The organism is Algoriphagus formosus (genome assembly GCF_002807035.1).
GTDB classification, from domain to species: Bacteria; Bacteroidota; Bacteroidia; order Cytophagales; family Cyclobacteriaceae; genus Algoriphagus; species Algoriphagus formosus.
Map to the genome: position 1 here is coordinate 268,309 of NZ_NIUC01000001.1, position 17,541 is coordinate 285,849.

General features: G+C 41.8%; 20 protein-coding genes. 3 read left to right on the forward strand and 17 right to left on the reverse strand.

Annotated features, from left to right (window positions below; genetic code table 11):
• Window positions 1-98: 98 nt before the first annotated feature.
• The 16 genes from CDH51_RS01255 to CDH51_RS01330 all read right to left on the reverse strand — a co-directional run bounded on the left by CDH51_RS01255 (window position 99) and on the right by CDH51_RS01330 (window position 14,683).
• Window positions 99-389: a helix-turn-helix domain-containing protein gene (locus tag CDH51_RS01255; protein ID WP_073093954.1), complete on the reverse strand. Its 291-nt coding sequence runs from the start codon at window positions 387-389 to the stop codon at window positions 99-101.
• A 119-nt stretch (window positions 390-508) separates the two neighbouring features.
• Window positions 509-2,326 carry a DUF3987 domain-containing protein gene (locus CDH51_RS01260; protein WP_100626895.1) on the reverse strand — a complete coding sequence of 606 codons (1,818 nt, stop codon included), beginning with the start codon at window positions 2,324-2,326 and terminating at the stop codon, window positions 509-511.
• 3 nt (window positions 2,327-2,329) lie between these two features.
• Window positions 2,330-3,250 carry a BT4734/BF3469 family protein gene (locus tag CDH51_RS01265; RefSeq protein ID WP_100626896.1) on the reverse strand — a complete coding sequence of 307 codons (921 nt, stop codon included), beginning with the start codon at window positions 3,248-3,250 and terminating at the stop codon, window positions 2,330-2,332.
• Complete coding sequence (locus CDH51_RS01270) at window positions 3,237-3,533, reverse strand: helix-turn-helix domain-containing protein (protein WP_100626897.1); 297 nt, start codon at window positions 3,531-3,533, stop codon at window positions 3,237-3,239. Before CDH51_RS01270 ends, CDH51_RS01265 begins: the two co-directional genes overlap by 14 nt.
• On the reverse strand, window positions 3,530-3,829 hold the full coding sequence (locus tag CDH51_RS01275) for a helix-turn-helix domain-containing protein (protein ID WP_014022282.1): 300 nt from the start codon (window positions 3,827-3,829) through the stop codon (window positions 3,530-3,532). Before CDH51_RS01275 ends, CDH51_RS01270 begins: the two co-directional genes overlap by 4 nt.
• Before the next feature lie 231 nt (window positions 3,830-4,060).
• Window positions 4,061-5,077 (reverse strand): hypothetical protein, encoded by a 1,017-nt coding sequence (locus CDH51_RS01280; protein WP_014022281.1) that lies wholly within the window; start codon window positions 5,075-5,077, stop codon window positions 4,061-4,063.
• A complete protein-coding gene (locus tag CDH51_RS01285; RefSeq protein WP_014022280.1) occupies window positions 5,074-6,168 on the reverse strand; it encodes a site-specific integrase in 1,095 nt (364 codons plus the stop codon). The genes CDH51_RS01280 and CDH51_RS01285 overlap by 4 nt, the downstream gene beginning before the upstream one ends.
• On the reverse strand, window positions 6,165-6,518 hold the full coding sequence (locus tag CDH51_RS01290; protein ID WP_073093948.1) for a helix-turn-helix domain-containing protein: 354 nt from the start codon (window positions 6,516-6,518) through the stop codon (window positions 6,165-6,167). The genes CDH51_RS01285 and CDH51_RS01290 overlap by 4 nt, the downstream gene beginning before the upstream one ends.
• 242 nt (window positions 6,519-6,760) lie before the next feature.
• The gene (gene mnmE, locus CDH51_RS01295) at window positions 6,761-8,143 is read right to left on the reverse strand and encodes a tRNA uridine-5-carboxymethylaminomethyl(34) synthesis GTPase MnmE (RefSeq protein WP_100626898.1); all 1,383 of its coding nucleotides are present in this window, start codon (window positions 8,141-8,143) and stop codon (window positions 6,761-6,763) included.
• Window positions 8,140-8,595 carry a thioredoxin family protein gene (locus CDH51_RS01300; protein WP_024282511.1) on the reverse strand — a complete coding sequence of 152 codons (456 nt, stop codon included), beginning with the start codon at window positions 8,593-8,595 and terminating at the stop codon, window positions 8,140-8,142. The genes mnmE and CDH51_RS01300 overlap by 4 nt, the downstream gene beginning before the upstream one ends.
• A gap of 1 nt (window position 8,596) precedes the next feature.
• The gene (locus tag CDH51_RS01305) at window positions 8,597-9,496 is read right to left on the reverse strand and encodes a metal ABC transporter permease (protein ID WP_317045916.1); all 900 of its coding nucleotides are present in this window, start codon (window positions 9,494-9,496) and stop codon (window positions 8,597-8,599) included.
• Window positions 9,483-10,775, reverse strand: a complete 1,293-nt coding sequence (locus tag CDH51_RS01310; RefSeq protein ID WP_100626900.1) for a metal ABC transporter permease — start codon at window positions 10,773-10,775, stop codon at window positions 9,483-9,485. Before CDH51_RS01310 ends, CDH51_RS01305 begins: the two co-directional genes overlap by 14 nt.
• A complete protein-coding gene (locus CDH51_RS01315; RefSeq protein WP_100626901.1) occupies window positions 10,775-11,563 on the reverse strand; it encodes a metal ABC transporter ATP-binding protein in 789 nt (262 codons plus the stop codon). The genes CDH51_RS01310 and CDH51_RS01315 overlap by 1 nt, the downstream gene beginning before the upstream one ends.
• Entirely contained in the window at window positions 11,560-12,474 is a 915-nt protein-coding gene (locus CDH51_RS01320) for a metal ABC transporter solute-binding protein, Zn/Mn family (RefSeq protein ID WP_100626902.1), read from the reverse strand. The genes CDH51_RS01315 and CDH51_RS01320 overlap by 4 nt, the downstream gene beginning before the upstream one ends.
• A 108-nt stretch (window positions 12,475-12,582) precedes the next feature.
• Complete coding sequence (locus CDH51_RS01325) at window positions 12,583-13,245, reverse strand: metal-dependent transcriptional regulator (protein WP_026946460.1); 663 nt, start codon at window positions 13,243-13,245, stop codon at window positions 12,583-12,585.
• Between the two features lie 307 nt (window positions 13,246-13,552).
• Window positions 13,553-14,683 (reverse strand): glycosyltransferase family protein, encoded by a 1,131-nt coding sequence (locus tag CDH51_RS01330; protein ID WP_100626903.1) that lies wholly within the window; start codon window positions 14,681-14,683, stop codon window positions 13,553-13,555.
• A 20-nt stretch (window positions 14,684-14,703) separates the two neighbouring features.
• On the opposite strand from CDH51_RS01330, the gene CDH51_RS01335 reads away from it, so the two are divergent.
• Together CDH51_RS01335 and CDH51_RS01340 are read left to right on the forward strand one after the other, a co-directional pair.
• Window positions 14,704-15,519 carry a 2,3,4,5-tetrahydropyridine-2,6-dicarboxylate N-succinyltransferase gene (locus CDH51_RS01335; RefSeq protein WP_100626904.1) on the forward strand — a complete coding sequence of 272 codons (816 nt, stop codon included), beginning with the start codon at window positions 14,704-14,706 and terminating at the stop codon, window positions 15,517-15,519.
• A 10-nt stretch (window positions 15,520-15,529) separates the two neighbouring features.
• Window positions 15,530-16,132 (forward strand): tetratricopeptide repeat protein, encoded by a 603-nt coding sequence (locus CDH51_RS01340; RefSeq protein WP_100626905.1) that lies wholly within the window; start codon window positions 15,530-15,532, stop codon window positions 16,130-16,132.
• A gap of 46 nt (window positions 16,133-16,178) precedes the next feature.
• Here the strand turns inward: CDH51_RS01340 and CDH51_RS01345 are convergent, their stop codons facing one another.
• Window positions 16,179-16,895, reverse strand: coding sequence for an outer membrane protein assembly factor BamD (locus CDH51_RS01345; protein ID WP_100626906.1), 717 nt, complete (start codon window positions 16,893-16,895; stop codon window positions 16,179-16,181).
• Window positions 16,896-17,080: 185 nt separating this feature from the next.
• On the opposite strand from CDH51_RS01345, the gene CDH51_RS01350 reads away from it, so the two are divergent.
• Window positions 17,081-17,488, forward strand: coding sequence for a DUF4332 domain-containing protein (locus CDH51_RS01350; protein ID WP_026946455.1), 408 nt, complete (start codon window positions 17,081-17,083; stop codon window positions 17,486-17,488).
• Window positions 17,489-17,541 lie beyond the last annotated feature (53 nt).

A 17,541-nucleotide genomic window follows, 5' to 3' on the forward strand; every position in this document is an offset into this window, starting at 1 on the left:
CCTTCTCGGAAAAATAGAAGGTGAGCGATTCGCTCGGGTGATTGAATGTTAGTATGTTGAAACAATGGCTAGGCATAAAGATGTACTGTTTGGTTAGTTCATTTTTTTAATTGTAATTTTTTTAATGCCAATTCGACAATTTCCTCAGCTAGCGGTTCTTTGATTAAATCGTATGCAATTTTTTCACTATATGCTTGAACGAGTAATTCCTCTTCTGTAACCTTTAAAATCAAAGCGAGCTTTTCAATTTGTTTTCTTGTTGGAAGTCGATCACCATTCTCAAACTTGCTTATCATAGAGGTGTCCACATCTGTAGCAGCAGCGACTTGTCGCATTAATAGCCCTTGTTTTGTTCTTAATGCTTTCAGTCTAGAACCGAAGTTATCCATGTTGGCAATATATTACTTGACAAATAATGCCAAATATAGGAAAGAAAAAGAAGAAACGAAGTAGGTAGATTTGTGGATTTAATGTTTCAGGATTTTAAGGAAATGGAGGATACCAAGGATTAATTTTCCTTAGCATCCTCAGAATCCTGAGTATCCTCAATCGAGGTGTTTATGTAGTTGTCCTGAGACTCACGGTGAAGCAGACCTGATTTGCAGAAGTCAGTGATATAGCCCTCTGCCGTTTTGTGAGGAATGCTCAAAGCTGCTGCCACTTCAAGGTACTTTTGACGGTTGAAGTGTTTGGGTAGCTTATTCAAGAATTTCTCTTTCCTATTTAATCGAGTAGGTTTCTGTACGTCTTCCGGGAGTTCTGCAAATACTTTACTCGAATGCTTTACCAACACTTTGACCATTGCAAGCGAAGCTTGAAAGTCTCTTTCTTCACAAATCATCTTTGATGATGTTTCACCAGTCTCCATGATCCGCAAAGCGGAGAATATCATGCAGAAACGATAGGCAATCAATCCCAACCTTCGGATGGTTGCCATGTAGTCGATTCCTTGAATGCTCATATACTTTTCTTGTATCTGACCAAAGAACTGATTGAATTGGTCTTGCTGGTCAGCGGTGAGAAAGAATTGAACATCCTGTCCAGCTTTCAACGAACTGTAAAGGTTAAAGAACTCATTTCCTAACGCATCAAAGTAGTCATCTAATCCATTGGTAGTTTGCGAAGCAAATACATTCTTCCACACTGGCCGAACATTCATGTAATAGAATATGAAACGGCTGAATAAGCCGTTTTCTGCATTCGGGATTAGTGCTGCTACTTGCTTGGGCGTACCTGACAAGACAGTAGAAAGACAAGGGCTTTCTATGTCCACATATTCACGGTCTGTCCTGCGATAATAGGAAATAGTCTCATGGTGAAAGGCTTTTCTAAAGCCGTCACTATAATTGCCGTAATCGCTCTTAAAAGCATGTGCAAGTGTGTCACCCTCAGTTTCAAATATCAGTCCTTTACCGTCACTATCACCCAATAATTGATAAGCTCCTGTGGAGCTGTTATTGGCGGGGATAAAGAGCATCTTTTCGGGTGGCTTCTCGGGTTTCTCTATTCCTTCAACTTTCCCTTTGTTGGCGTTGTATTCAGCCAATTCCAGTTCGTAATGTTGCTTGTGGAGTTTGGCTTGCTCCCTGAACTCTTTGTGTACTGGATTCACTAGTTGGCGACAATGCACCAAACGACCTTTACCTGCCGAGGCTTGGGCGGTAATGAATAGAAACAGATTGGAATAGACACGCTTGCCATCATAAATACCTGACACTTTGGGTAAACAAGCACTAATAGCCACTAAGGAGCCAAGGAGTAGAATATCCCTTTCCTCATTGGAAGTGGCTATCTGTATTACCTTTTGCAAAAACTCAGGAAGTTCAGGAAATAAGGAATCAGAAAAGGTTGGCATTTGTTCCGGTTCTTTCTTGATTTCTGCCTGAGTATTGAGATTCTTGCTATGATTCTCAGACCTGCTTGCAGGGCTGTAGGCTTGTCTTTCCTGCTTTGGTGTAGTCAGTGGTATTCCTGCTTCCTTGGCATGATAGAAGAAGGTTTTCAGGGAAACTCCCTGACCCCTTGCCTTCATGCAATTATCAAACTGCTTGTCGCATTCCTGTGTGGAATACTCAGGATGATATTGACTAACACGGTGAAACAGGTTTCTACCTGTCTCACCAAACTCATCCGCAAAGGCAAAGCCGATGTTTACCCAATCGCTGTAAGCGGAGGTGACATCTATGTGGCTGGCCTCAATGCCTTGAATGATTCGTTCAACTTCTTCGAGTTGTGTACTTGTATTGTATTTGCTTTGCTCTGTAACTTTTACTTGCTGCCCTGGCTTATCAAGCCATTCCAACGGATTGAATGTTTTTCGCTCCATAACCTATATGTATTTAGGGTTGATGAATATTTCTGTATCGTGCGGAAGGAAACATGCTCTTGAAATGTCCTTTCCTGACTGGTCTACTTCTAATTGATAGGTGTGGGAAACGTAGTTTGCCACTGCCTTGAAATAGTCCTGGTGTTTTGCCTGTGTCAAGTCAATCGGTATTACCCATTTCAACCCATCACCTGAAGGAGATACAAACAGTAGCTCCGTTTCAAAATAATGGTCATCGAGTAATGATTGCTTGAGCGTTGGGATGTCCTCAATGTGGTCAAAATCGATTGTAAGCAAACCTGAATGTCTTTGGAGGTTTGCATCATTCCGCTTAGAGAATGAGCCTGAGAAGGTCACATAATCGAAGTTTTGAGCCTTGTATTTTCGGGCATCTTTTGGCTCTGAGATGTTGCGAAGTGTACTTGTACACGAAGCAAAATCATTGCCTTTGATGAGATGGTACACCTCAATCAAGGAGACTTGGCGACTTGGTTTCACATTAGAAACAGGCTTTTTGAAATAGCTGAATACTGGCGGTGTAGGCTTTTGAACTTCAGGAATAGCAACCGCAGGTTGCGTTTCCTCTTGATGATAAAAACCTCTTTCCTTGCCAATTCTCAGGTATAGTTCTTCATTGATCTTTTCGAGAAGGGCTTGCCCTTCGAGGCTGAAATGCAATGAAGCAAAATCAAAGATATTGCCCTGTGCAATGGCTTCTTCTGTATCTGTGTGTGTAGCAATGCCGTCAACTACTTTAACCATCAATGTGGGCTTGTCCGCATTGAAAGGATTCTTAGCAGGTTTGCAGTCCCGTCCCGAAAGGGATAGGACTGTTTCACCCTGATAGTAGTGGCGTAATACATGGGCATAGATATTCAAGCCGTAATGTGTCTTTCTCAAAATGGCTTCTCTACTGATCTCCATAATGCTTTGATTTTGAAGGTGAGTAGTTGGATTCCAGTAAAGCTTCCATATCAGAAACTTTGTAATAGAACTTGCCATTGATTCGGCTGTAGGGAAGAACCCCACTATCCCGAAGGGATTGAAGGGTTCTTTTGCTAATGTGCAGCGTTTGCATCACTACCTGACCATCAATCCATTCGTCACTGAATTGCTCCAATCGTGACTTATGGAAATTGAGGAGGTATGCTTTGATTGTTTTTATGTCTTGAGCTACTGTCAAGAGCATATCGAAAACCTCTGTCATAGCTTTACCCTCCCTTTTTTGATTAGGTAATCCGCAGCTCTGCGGTCTATTTCTTCCTGAGTAGAATTGCGGTTGCGAAGCAACCAGCTTTCTAACTCCGTTCTCTTGAAATAGAGCTTCTTTCCGTTTGGCTTGTAGTGTGGAATATTACCTCCACTTGTCAACTTGTATAAGTGTGACTGTGAAAGCTCCAAGTACTGGCAAGCCTCATTGAAGTTTAAAACTTCTTTCGTGTAAATCCCCTGGCTCTCAATTAGGCGTTGGAGATTTTCAAGACGTTCAATTATTTCGTCCATCTTAAATCGTATTAAGAATTAATGAATGGACTCTTGGCCAAAAGTCATATCCGATTGTCGAATACGATGCTAAAGTAGGAGGCTAAAAGGGGCGTTATGAGGCTCTAAAGCATGGTGCAGTGTAGAGTGCAGAGTGCAGAGTGGGCTGTAAAAATTGATAGTCCACTTTTAAGGTAAAAGAGGACTAAACAAAAACAGAAAAAAGATAAAAGGAGTATAGTGCAGAGTGGACTATATCAGGTGCGAAACTGCCTTTTCTATTTTATCTCCTGTCAGGTTCGGTCTTTTTAAAGACCTGAACTTTGACCTGTCAAAGGAATTCCCATCAGTATCAACGAAGCATAGGCAAGTCACTTCCCATTGCTTTTGCTTTAGATCATCCACCAACTTATGTTCTGAGTATATCAGCTTAATGAAATAGAATAGCTCGCTGATATTTCCTGTCCATTCTATAGGTGTTTTGATTTCACCTCCTGAGAATACCTTTTTGAAGTTGAGTAGGGTTGTGGATTTGCTAATGAAATGATTCAGCTTTAGGCTATCCCATAAATCGGTCAATTTATCTGGGTTGGTGTTTAGCTGCTTGTAGGTAAATGAATGAAATGAATTTGCCGTTGCTGCGGTTTCCGTTTTGGCTGCTGGTAATGGTTTGGATTCAACTTCAATTACTTGAACTGGTTTCAAGAAATGTTTGTCCGGGACAGGTTCTAAAAGTAGTTGGCTGTAAAAGTCCTCCAGTATGAATTGATCTTCTATCCAAGTGCTGAAAGCATTTTGGATTTCTAAGTAAAGCTGCATGTATGCAAGCTTTAGAAGCTGTAAGATGAATGTGTTTGCCTTGTGAGTTTGGTCTAATTCAAAGGATGTTTTTTTAGGATCTATGTACGTCAGTGCATAGTCCTTTTCTTTAATGAGCTTTCCAAGGTCTTTTAAACGTGTTTTAATCCGCTTGTTAAGTGTGTCTTCAAGCCAATACTTGATTAAGTTTTCGTTGTTGTCCTCCTTGATCAGCTCGACAAGCCTGACACATTCTGATTTGACATTATTCAATATTAGTTTGGAATAGTACTTTGTTTTGTGATCGAATGGCCTGTGAAAGCTGATTTCATATTTGAATTGAAAATCTGTGGAGGCTTCCTTTACGCTACTGAGTTTGGAAGCATACTTTTGATCAAGGCTGTTTTTTCCTAACCAAGGGCGAAGCTCTTGGTACAGGATGTCGTCAAGTAATTTGGTTTGATTGCTCATAGGTCAAGTTTGATTTTGTTGGCTGCTTCCTGTTTCTTTTCATCTATGATTTTGGCATAGACTTGGGTGGTCTTCAATTCCTTATGGCCTAAGAGCTTTGAGACTGTGTAAATATCAGTTCCTGCCGTAAGCTGCAAAGTGGCATAGGTATGACGGGCACAATGGAAAGTGATGGTTTTGGAGATACCAGCTTTCATCATCCATTGTTGCAATTTCAGGTTATGCCATGCAGAGTATTTCAATCCTTTGAATACTCGCTCTTCTGGAGCTTGCCTTTCACCGAGCAAGCCAAAGGCTTGTTCTGAAATAGGGAGGGTTTCTGCTCCCTTGGTTTTCTTTTGTCTGAATCGGATGTAATACCCGTTATCATTTGAGTGCTGCACCTCTGACCAGAGTAGCTTATTAATGTCTGACCACCGCAAACCAGTAAGGCATGAAAATATGAATGCCGTTTTCATCTGAGGTATTTCACATTCCGTATTGGCTGCTGCTTGCAGTTCCTCCAAAGTCAGAAATTCTCTTTCAGGTTCACCTTGTTTAAAGGCGTCAACTCCTTCACTTGGGTTGGTAGGTAGAATACCGTCTTTCACTGCTTGCTTTAAAGCTGCTCGCAGCTTGTTAAAGTAGGAGTACTTAGAATTTTGAGATAGTTTCTGGTCACCATGTGCAATAGCCTTCTTATCAAGGTAGTATTTGAAATCCTGAATAAACTGTCGGTCAATATCTGAGAAGGATACCTCATAGGAACAGAAAGCCTTTAGATGTTTCAGCATACTTGTCCAATTGCCGTAATTGCCAGGGCTATCCTGCCTCTGGTTAGCCAGTAGCTCAATGTATGCAAGGAAGCTGCCTTTCAATTTCTCATTATCTCTGAATCCATATACACCGTTTTGGATTTCGATTTGTCGCTGTGCTCTAATAGTCTCAGCCAATTGAAGGGTCTTTTTGTTAACTTCCTTTTCCTCTTTGGTCTTTGCATTGGGAGAAAGGTATAATTTGAGGTATTCCGTCTTCCTTTTCCCTTTGTGGTAGTAGTCGAGGTATAGACTGGTCTTGCCACCTTGATTGCGTTTTCTTAGTGTTACTTTCATCCCTGAAACAGTTTTTCGATTTCTTCTCTCTTGATAATGGTTCGGCTCCCAATTTTTGCAGCTTGTATTTTCCCGTTCTTGATTTGACGGTACAGGGTCATTCTACTTGCACCAAGTAGTTTGCAGGTTTCGGCAATACTTAGAAAGTCTTTGTCTCTGACTTGCTCCTGATTGTATTCTTGTTTCTGTACTGCAGTAGGGGCAATCTCCTGCACCTTCTGATCTCTCTTGCGTTTCTTGTAGGCACGCTTGGCACAGTTATCACCACAAAATTTGGTCACAGTAGTCTTGGCGATAAACTCAGTACCGCAATGCTGACAGATTTTGGGAACTCGAATGTTGCTGCTCATGGTGTTTCCTTTTTCGGCTTGTTTCTGTCTCAGAGTGTATCCCTTTGTATCAGGATGTATCTCTATGTAACATCATCTCGCCTCGATCTTAAAAATTTGTTGCTAACAACAAATATTGATTGGTCAGCAACAAATTAGAAACGAAAGATAGGAAAAAATAGGAAATTTAGCAACAAGAAAAGGAAGTAAAAACAGCCTAAAAGTAAGTAAAAGAAGGGTTTAGCGTACTATTCGAAAAGTAATTACTTTCCGATGCAAAACTTCGAGAAAATATTGGCTAAAAGGTCGTCGGTGGTGATCTCTCCCGTAATCTCTCCGAGGAAATGAAGGGATCGACGGATATCCATGGCAAGGAAATCATTGGTGACTTCCTGATCCAAACCACCCAATACATCTAGCAGGGATTCTCTGGTTTTAGTCAGGCTATCATAATGCCGAATATTGGTCACCACCGTGTTTCCAGTTTTGAATTTATCCAAATTGACAAGCTCAAGGATTCTGGCTTTTAGTGAATCAAGATTTTCTTTTTTGCCAGCTGAAATAAAAATAGTATCCGGATGCTTCTCAGTTAACTCACTGATAATATTTTCTTTAGCCTTATCTGTTTTATTGGCTACTTTCAAAAAGGGTACGCCAAGATTTTCCAACTTATTGATATCCCGGTTGATTTCGATCAAGTCAGTATCGCTCAAGTCAAAAAGGTAAAGGATCAAGGAAGCAGTTTTCATTTTTTCCTGTGTCCTGCTTACCCCAATCTTCTCGATAGCATCTGTGGTTTCACGAAGTCCAGCAGTATCGATAAAGCGGAAAATCACTCCTCCGATGTTGATTTCATCCTCTATAAAATCCCGGGTTGTCCCTGCGATATCCGATACGATGGCTTTTTCCTCATTCAAAAGGGCATTGAGCAGGGTAGACTTGCCTGCATTTGGTTTGCCTGCAATCACTGTCGGAACTCCATTTTTGATCACATTTCCTAGATCAAAGCTTAAAATTAGTTCCTCCACCACTCGTAAAAGCCGCTCCACTAACACCCGCAAATCATCCCGACTGGCAAACTCCACATCCTCTTCGGTGAAATCAAGCTCGAGCTCAATCATGGAGGCAAAATGGATGAGTTGGGCACGAAGTTCCTGAATCTCCGATGAAAAGCCTCCTCTCATTTGATTGAGTGCGGCTGCATGGGATGCTTCTGAGTCCGCATGAATCAGGTCTGCTACTGCCTCGGCTTGCGCAAGGTCAAACTGACCGTGCAAGAATGCCCGTTGGGTAAATTCCCCAGGTTTGGCTGGTCTTGCCCCGAGTTTGATAAATAATCGGATGACCTGATTGATGATATAGGAAGATCCGTGAGTGGAAATCTCCACTACGTTTTCTTTGGTAAATGATTTTGGAGCGATGAAAATCGAAACCAGCACTTCATCAATTACCCGATCTCCATCCCGGATAGTGCCAAAATGAATGGTATGGCTAGCTTGTTTTTCAAGGTTTTTACCGTGAAAAACCTGATTTGTCAATGATATGGCGTTTTTGCCTGAAAGGCGAATGACCGCAATGGCACCTACTCCCTGCGGGGTAGCTAAGGCAATGATAGTATCATCGCGTTCTGCTAGTGAAAAACTCATAGTTTCGGGCGGAATGCCTTTTCAATCAACTCGTTGATTCCTTCTAGAAATGCATCTGCCGGTCTATAACCCGGAAGTTGTGCGATATTCTGAAGGGTAGGCTCAATGACCACAAAATTAGGGTAGGAGCGAACGCGCATAGCCGCAGCGAGTTGGGCTTCGCTAAACTTCTTTCCCATAAAGTCAAAGGTTCGCTTGGTGTCCTCTGCGTTCAATTTGACCGCGTAAAAATTTTCATTGACGTATTTGACTACTTCTGGATCAGTGAAAGTCTCTTTGTCCATTTTTTTACACCAACCACACCAATCTGTGTAGACATCCACCAAAAGCATTTTTGGGTCAGACTGATTGGCAGCTACTGCTTCCTCAAATTTGAGCCAGGTAATTTGATCTTGTGAGAAACCGATGGAAGCAAAAAACAGCAATCCAAGGGTGAGAATTAACTTTTGCATATTACGAACTAAACGGCTGTGTTTCTTTTTGGGTTCCCAAGGTGAATTTAAACTTTTTGTGAGTGAAAATTACAGATAAAAAGAAGATTATACCTGCTACGGTCACCATCATACCTGCTATCGAGGAATCGAAAAGGTAGGCCAAATAATAGCCAACCACCGAAACCAGGACTCCGGTAAGTATGGTTAATTGGATTAGTGGGCGCAAATCTCTGGTCCAAAGGTAGGCAGTAGCAGGTGGTACTACCAATAGTGCTACGACAAGAATTGCTCCCACAGCTTCAAAACTACTGACAGTAGTATAGGATACCATACTCATCAATCCCAGATTGATTGCTGAGGCAGGAATACCGATGACGATTCCAAATTTTTCATCAAAGCTTGTAATCTTTAACTCTTTATAAAACAATGCGATAAATCCGCCTACTAAAAGTAAATTTAGAATAGCCAGCCACATGATTCTAGGCCCAAAACTTTGACCGCTGCTGCTAATCCAGAGGTCGATAGGCAGGTAAGCAATTTCACCATAAAGGACACATTCTTGGTCGAGGTCAACACGATAGGCAAAAACGCTAATCAGAATAATTCCGATGGCGAATAAGAGGGTGAAGGTAATACCGATGGAAGCATCAAGCTGAACCCGTGCCTTTTTGCGCAGCCAATCGATCATCAGGGTGGCAAGGATCCCTAGGATACCTGCACCAATGATCACTTCCAATCCTCTTTGAGTTCCGGAAACTAGAAAACCGATGACGATTCCGGGAAGCACTGCATGCGATATCGCATCTCCTGTCATAGACATTTTGCGAAGCATCATAAATACCCCGAGCAATCCACAGGAAATAGCAATCATCGAAGCGGTGATGATGATCAAAAAAGCGTTTTGGTCAAAGCTCATCATGGTCTCTCGGGATTTGTTCTTGGTGAGGATCGAGTTTCGGGAAGTTCAACCGGCTTTCCAGCATGGCTTCTAGGTCAGGGGTAAGCAAATGCTCGAGTTTTTCAGCCGATTCATGTACGTGATCGGGCGCAATATTCATGTATTCATTCAGATAGGATTCCCAAAGTCTATGAAGCCGAACTACTCGCTTGGCTTGATATTTTCCGGGTTCTGTCAGTTTTATTAATGATTGATTTACAAATAGTAAACCTTCTTTTTCTAAACTTTTGATTGAATTTTTAATAGAGCTTTGCTGATGCGGGTAGAGACTTAGAAGCTCTGCACGAGTTAGGCCTTCCTGTCCTAGTTCTCGGGCTTTGAAAATACTTTTCAAAACATGGTCCCGCTGCGTTTTTTGCAGGTAAGACCTTCGATGGAAATAGCGGGAAACCATACCTTTTTTAGGAGCAAAAAGAAAGGAAATCAATGCAATACTTGAAAGAATCACCACTACCCAAGGCCCTGTTGGCATTTGGGGAAGGAGGTAAGAAATGTAGGTGCCAAAGACTCCGGATAGGATGGCAAAAACGGAAGCTAAGCCGAGCAAGATCCCCAACCTATCAGTCCAAAACCTAGCTGCAGTACCCGGAGTAATCAGCAAAGCTGCCATTAAAACCACTCCAATAGCTTGGATCCCAATTACCACTGACAAAATGAGCAGTACATCAAATACGAATCGAATCATATTCATCGGAAGTCCAACTGCCTTTCCGAATTCTGGATTGAAAACGAGAATTTGAAATTCCTTGAGCATAAAGCCTATGACCCCAATAATCAGAACAGATAGGCTTCCATAGACCCATAGGTCTCGCTCTACTATGCCGATTGCATTTCCGAAAATAAACTGATTGAGTCCAGCCATTTCAGGATTTCCTGATTTTTGAATTACAGTCAAAAAGACAACTCCAATCCCAAAAAAGACGGAAAGGATTACGGCAATGATGGTGTCGTCACTTAGTTTGGTATTTGATTTCAGCCAGGAACTCAGAAAAGTTGCCAAAGCCCCGGACAAGAAAGCTCCTCCGACGATGTAAAAGGGGTTTTTCTCTCCAGCAAGCATAAAGCCCAGACAGATTCCCGGAAATACCGCATGCGAGATTGCATCTCCTAAAAGGGCTTTATTGTCCAAGAAGGAAAAGGTGCCTACAAAAGCAGACCCTATCCCCAAAAGCGTAATCCCCATCACTACAAAGGCAATGGAAGAATCTTGAAATGAAAAGAAGTAGAGAAAATCGCTCATCAGCCTTTCAATGGATTAAATTCTTTCTGCCGGATCAATTCAGATACTTTGGAAAGTAGGTTGAGTTTTCCGCCGTAAGTTTTTCGAAGCAGTTCTTCCGTCACTACCTCGTTTTTTGGTCCTGAAGCGACCAAGTGAAGGTTTAGCATAATAAACCAATCGAAGTAATTAACTGCTGAGTAAATGTCATGGTGAACCACTACGACTGTTTTTCCAGCGGCGCTCATCTCCTGCAAAAGTTGGAAAATCGCCGCCTCCGTATTCATATCTACTCCTGCGAAGGGCTCATCCATCAAATACAAGTCAGCCTCTTGTGCAAGCGCCCTTGCAATAAAAACGCGCTGCTGCTGTCCTCCTGAGAGTTCGGATATTTGACGATGAACAAATGCGGTCATGCCGACTTTTTCCAGGCAATCAAGTGCTAAGGTTTTTTCTTTTTTCCCCGGACGGCGGAATAAGCCTAATTTCCCGTAGGTTCCCATTAAAACTACATCGAGAACCGAAGCAGGGAAATTCCAGTCCACCGATTCACGCTGGGGAACGTAGCTAATTCTGTTGCGGACAGCATCAAGCGTTTGATCAAAAAGCTTCACATAGCCACTGCTTGGCTCCACTAAGCCCATGACTGATTTAATCAACGTAGATTTTCCGGCTCCATTAGGTCCTAAAATACCGATCAATTTGCCGGCAGGAAGTGACAGGTCTACATTCCAAAGCACGGGGCTTTGATCATAACTCACCGTCAGATCATGGATTTCCAGTATGGGGTTTTCTACTTGTTTGATCATGAGACAAGTGCTTGATAAATGATTTCCAAATTTGTTTTAATCATGCCGAGATAGGTTCCGGCAGGAGTATTTGCTGCGTCCAGACTATCTGTAAATAATGGGCCTGCCAACTCGATCTGATGACCTTTTTGCTCACAGGCTTCTACCAGGGCCTTCAATGCTCTCGGTGATATCGTCTGCTCTGCGAAAACTGCTTTGATGTTTCGATCAATGATGAATTGAGCCAAATCTCCCAAGTCCCGAAGCCCTGGTTCACTTAGTGTGGAAAGCCCTTGAAGACCTCTCACTTCAAACCCATAAGCCTCTCCAAAATAAGCAAAGGCATCATGGGCTGTTACAAGCGCCATTCCTTTAGCATGAAGTTCTGAAACCTTCTCCTGAATCTCCTGATCGGCAGCGAGAAGGTCTTTTTGATAAGTCTTCCAATTTTCTTGAATATAGTCCTTCCACTCAGGCTTCCAGGCAATCAATTCTTTGGCACTGTAGTCCATTGCTAGCGTCCACAGCTTCACATCAAACCAAATATGCGGATCTACGCTGTGAGCTTCCGGTCCAGAGCGGAGGAGTTTTTCTTCAGGCAGCTCTTCGGAAATATTGATTAATCGCTGACTGAATTCAAGCTTTTCAAAGATTTCAGTCATTTTCCCTTCCAGGTACAAGCCATGATATATCACCAGATCTGCTTCGGTAAGTAGATCCAGATCTCGGACGGAAGCCTTGTATAAATGAGGGTCGACCCCTGCAGGCATTAGTGCCCGGACATCGGCAGAATCTCCCACTATGACAGAAATAGCATCTGCCAGAATGCTGGTAGTAGCCACGATCAAAGGTTTGGATCGCGTGTCGGGGCTATCCCATTTGCAAGCCTGCAAAAGCAAGCTAATCGTAAGTATGGTTAGGAGCCTTTTCATGTGTTTATAATATTTTTTTCAAAGGCCACATGGAATCTCGTATGACGAATAAACTTCCTCCTTTGTGTCGAATTTCTTCATGTTTATATGTTTCTGACAGGCTCGATTTCATGACTGAATGGCCAAAATATTTGCAGCAACATCCTTCGACATAAAGACATTCTTCTTTTGATCTACCAGAATTTCAACTGAACCGTCGAATTCTACCTTGTCTAGGATTTTCACCCGAGCACCGATATATGCACCCACCTTATCCATGTATCGCAGGAAAGCAGCAGAGCTGTCTTTGACGGCCACGATTTGTCCACTTTGATTGACTTCCATTTCATTGATCGGGACTCTTGGCCTTGCTTTGACATCTCCAAATTCGTCTGGAATCGGATCGCCATGCGGGTCAAACTTAGGGTAGTTCAAATAGGCATCGAGACGCTGAATGAGTAGGGGAGACTGAATGTGCTCCAACTCCTCAGCCACTTCATGAACTTCATCCCAGGCAAAGTTTAATTTTTCAACCAGGAAGACCTCCCAGAGCCGATGCTTTCTGACAGTTTGAAGTGCTAGCTTTTTTCCTTCGGGAGTGATGTTCACCCCGTAATATTTCCGATAGCTGATGACTTCTTTTTCGCTCAGCTTCCTGAGCATGTCAGAGACGGAGGCAGGCTTAGTTTTCATCTCAGCTGCGATGTCATTGGTCGAGACGGATTTGGTTCCTTCCTCTGAAAGGTGGTAGATGGCTTTCAGATAGTTTTCCTCGGCTACAGTCAAATTCATATTTCAATGCTTTGATACAAAGGTAAAAATTTATTTAGAAATGGCTAAAAATAATTTTCATAAAAGCTAAATCATGTGTGGATAAGTTCAAATTTGATGTGAGTTTGATTTTAGATAAGTCTAAAATAAAATTAAGAATGGTTTTAAAAAATGAATAAAGTATTAAAAAACAGTTAATTATAAATTCATTTAGCTACAAAAATCTTCTATGATGAGGTCTATCGCCAAGTTTCCATATTTGAATTTTCGGTTTCCAAACATGCGTATAAGGTGGATAAGTGTGGATAGTTTTCCACCTTAATTGGGATTAGGATGATAGGGAATCTAGAACTGAAAGGAGTTTCTCCCCTTCAGCTTTCCAGTGAAAAACTTCCGGAATTTGCCCTTGAAAAAAGTCTTGATCCAGTCCTGAAATAAATTCCTTTACGGCTTCCTGAGTATTCTGAAAATCTACCGAAACTCCCATTTTATGGGATGAGACAAAGTCAGTCCATGTAGGATTTTCTTGAATGATAACGGCCGTATTTAATGCTCCCGCTTCAAAAAGTTTACTCGGGATTTTCTGAGCTAAAGCTTTATGATTTAGGTAGGGCAAAAGCAAAAAATCAGTCTTGTAAATTGCATCCAAAACCTCGGTATAAGGGATAGGATCAGAAGACAATTCAATAAAAATCCGGGGATGATTCTTGTATTGATCAAGGAGGTTTTTCCCGAAGTACTCCAAAGTGACATGCCCAAAAACTCGCAGTTTACTTTTGGGAAATCGCTCCAAAATTTGGAGGAAAAACTGAATTCCTTTTTCCATTCCGTAAGCCGGTGTAATGGTCCCCGTCAAGAGAAATTCAAAGGCTTCCTTTTCCTTAAAAACCACCGGAGGCTTAGGATCGTATTTTGGTCCATTGTACTTATTCTCCAAGATGATGAATGGTTTTTTACTTGGCATTTCATCTTGATAGCATTTCTCGGCTAAGATATAATAATCGATTCCTTTAATGCATTCAGATTTCTCAATTAGCCATTTGGCAAGCTTTACTTTCCAAGTTGATCTATTTAGAATCAAGTTTAGATTTGCCAAGTAGTTTTCCTGCACATCGTAAATGATTCGAAACCCCAAGTAGGATTTGAGTATTTTTGCAGGAATCAAATACTCCCAAGTACAGCAAATCAGGATTTTTGGCTTGACGATTAGGCAGTAATTGAAAAACCTAAAAATGGAAACAATTCGCTCCAATTGAGATTTTGTATTAGTAATCGAAATAAAAAATCGGTCATTTTGCGGACTTGAGGCCGCTTTTGATGAAAAACCTATGAAGTTTAGATCGTATTTATTTGTTTCACGCAGCGTTTGACCCAATCTCCAAAAAGCCCTCGCATCTTTCGCTGGTTTGAGCGAAGAAGCGATTAGGACAGGGATTTTCTGGGAAAAACCTTTAGACATAATCGAAACTAACCAAAAATATGGAACTGAAAACCATCATCGAAAAAGCTTGGGAAAATAGAGAGCTTTTAAAAGAAAAGGACACTGAAATTGCTATCAAGACTGTCATCGCAGATTTGGATGCTGGAAGTCTTCGAGTGGCAGAACCGCTGGAAGATGGGAACTGGCAAGTAAATGACTGGGTAAAGAAAGCGGTCATCTTGTATTTCCCAATTCAGAAAATGCAGACGATAGAAGTGGGTCCTTTTGAGTTCCACGATAAAATGGCTCTAAAGACTAATTACGCCAAGCAGGGTGTGCGGGTAGTTCCTCATGCAGTAGCCCGTTACGGAGCACATTTGGCTCCTGGTGTGGTGATGATGCCAAGTTATGTTAATATAGGAGCTTTTGTTGATAGTGGCACGATGGTTGATACTTGGGCGACGGTCGGATCCTGTGCTCAGGTCGGCAAAAACGTTCATTTGAGTGGTGGAGTAGGACTTGGAGGAGTGCTTGAGCCGGTACAGGCTGCTCCGGTAATTGTAGAAGATGGAGCATTTATTGGCTCTAGAGCTATCGTGGTAGAAGGTGTCAGAATTGGCAAAGAAGCCGTACTTGGAGCAGGAGTGACGCTTACGGCTAGTTCTAAGATCATTGATGTCACAGGTGATAAGCCGGTAGAGTACAAGGGCTATGTCCCACCAAGATCTGTAGTGATCCCTGGATCCATTCCAAAAGAATTTGCAGCGGGAACTTTTCAAGTGCCTTGCGCTTTAATCATTGGTCAGCGAAAAGCTTCTACGGATTTGAAAACATCACTCAATGATGCGTTAAGAGAAAACAACGTAGCAGTGTAAACCAACTAGTATGAATATCATTTATCGAGTAGGAATAGTCGTGCTTTTGAGCTCGGCTATTTTTGCATGTGGTGGAAAAACAGGAAACCAAGGCGATGTTGCCTTTAACCAAGGAGCCTATGATGAGGCTGTGGAAGAGTATTCCAAAGATTTAAAGTATAATCCAAAAAATGTGGTTTTGCTTTATAATCGGGGAAGAGCTCATGAAGAACAAGGTCAATTAGACTCTGCACTTGCAGATTTTGAAGCTGCATTGCAGATTGACCCGAATAACTTTCAGGTTCTTTTGGCGATTTCAAATTTCCACTATACCCAAAACAATTATGAAAAGGCTATGCTTTTTGCTTCTAGAGCTGAGGAAATTTCCGGTGCTCCAGCTGCAGCTTCCTTTATGAAAGGTCGGGCTATGCATCAATTGGGTTATACAGAAGATGCCCTGAAGGCTTACGGCAATGCCATCCAATTAGATAAAAATTATGCTCCTGCTTACTTTAACAGAGGCATGTTAAAATTGGCTTTGAAAAGAAAACGCAGTGCTTGTGAGGACTTTCAATTGGCGAAAAGCCTTGAATATGGAGCTGCTGAGGAGGCAATCTTAAAGTATTGTAAGTGATAGAAAAAAAGCTGATTGAATTCCAATCAGCTTTTTTTGTGACTTTTTAATTTTCACTTTTCGACTCCGCATGATCGTGCTCATGTTCTTTATGATCACAAATTACATCGGAGGCAATTTTCCCAAACCCCAAACAAGTTTTGCATTCGCTAATCTCTTTTAGTGAACCCTTACAGGTAGGGCATTCCAGCCTTCCTTTGCCATTGCATCGATCACATTCATAGTATTCTATGATGTTGAAAATATTTCTTTTGGTGATCATGCCGGTGGCAGCGCATCGGCTACAACCCACGACTCCTGCACCTCTACAGTAGCTGCAGTCCTGTTCAGTATTTTTTGCTCCTTGGCAGGTTTCGCATAGCGCGTATCTGTAACCCTTCGTATCGCAGAGATTACATGCTCTGATGGCTTGCAAGGGTTCCTTAAGCTGCCCTTGAAGGTTTTTTGCCAATTCATAATTTTGACCTTTGAAGCCATTCAGATCAAAATATTTATCCAAAAAACTGGCAGAATTATCATACTGCCCTAGTTCGAAAAGTGTCAATGCAAAGAAATAGGGCATTTCTTCCGGTAAAGGCAGCCCCGAATCAATCAAGTTCCGGAAAATGGAGTTTGCAGTTTCGTAATCCTCCCGCTCCATGGCTGCAAGTGCTCCTGTCATCCAGCGGTCAGTTTGCCCCAAATTGGGAATAGCTTGGGCTTTAAGAATTGAGGGGGTAGCGAGAATAAAAACTACGATCAGAAATTGAAGGATGATTTTCACCTGGGTAAGCCTTTTTTAAATTGAGTTTTTAAATATCTCACTCTAAATCGAATTTTGGAATTAAAGTTTCCTAAATGGTTTTAAGAACATTTGTCTTTTTCCGTTTCACAAACAAAAAATTGTATTTATTTTGGAAAAAATTATGTTGCCGTAAGGTATATGTTTAATCTCAAAATTATTTTAAAATGGGAAAACCAATTGACTCAATCGAAGGTATCGGACCTGCTTACAAAGCTAAGCTTGCGGAAGCAGGTGTAAAATCTGTAGAAGGTCTGCTTGACGCTGGAGCTTCTAAATCTGGCAGACAAAAACTTGCTGAGCAGACAGGTTTGGATGCCAGTCAAATTTTGAAGTGGGTAAATATGGCTGATCTTTTCCGAATCAATGGAATTGGGGGACAGTTTGCCGAGTTACTAAAAGCAGCTGGTGTTGATACTGTAAAGGAGCTTAGAAACCGAAACGCTGAAAACCTACATGCAGCTTTGACAAAAACCCAAGAAGAAAAAGGATTGACTAAAGTTGTTCCCAATGCAGATAAAGTAGCCGATTTCATTGAGCAGGCTAAGTCTTTGGAGCCCAAAGTCACCCACTAATCGAATACTATTTTGCTTCGGATAAAGACCTTTTTGCCCCCGCAAAAAGGTTT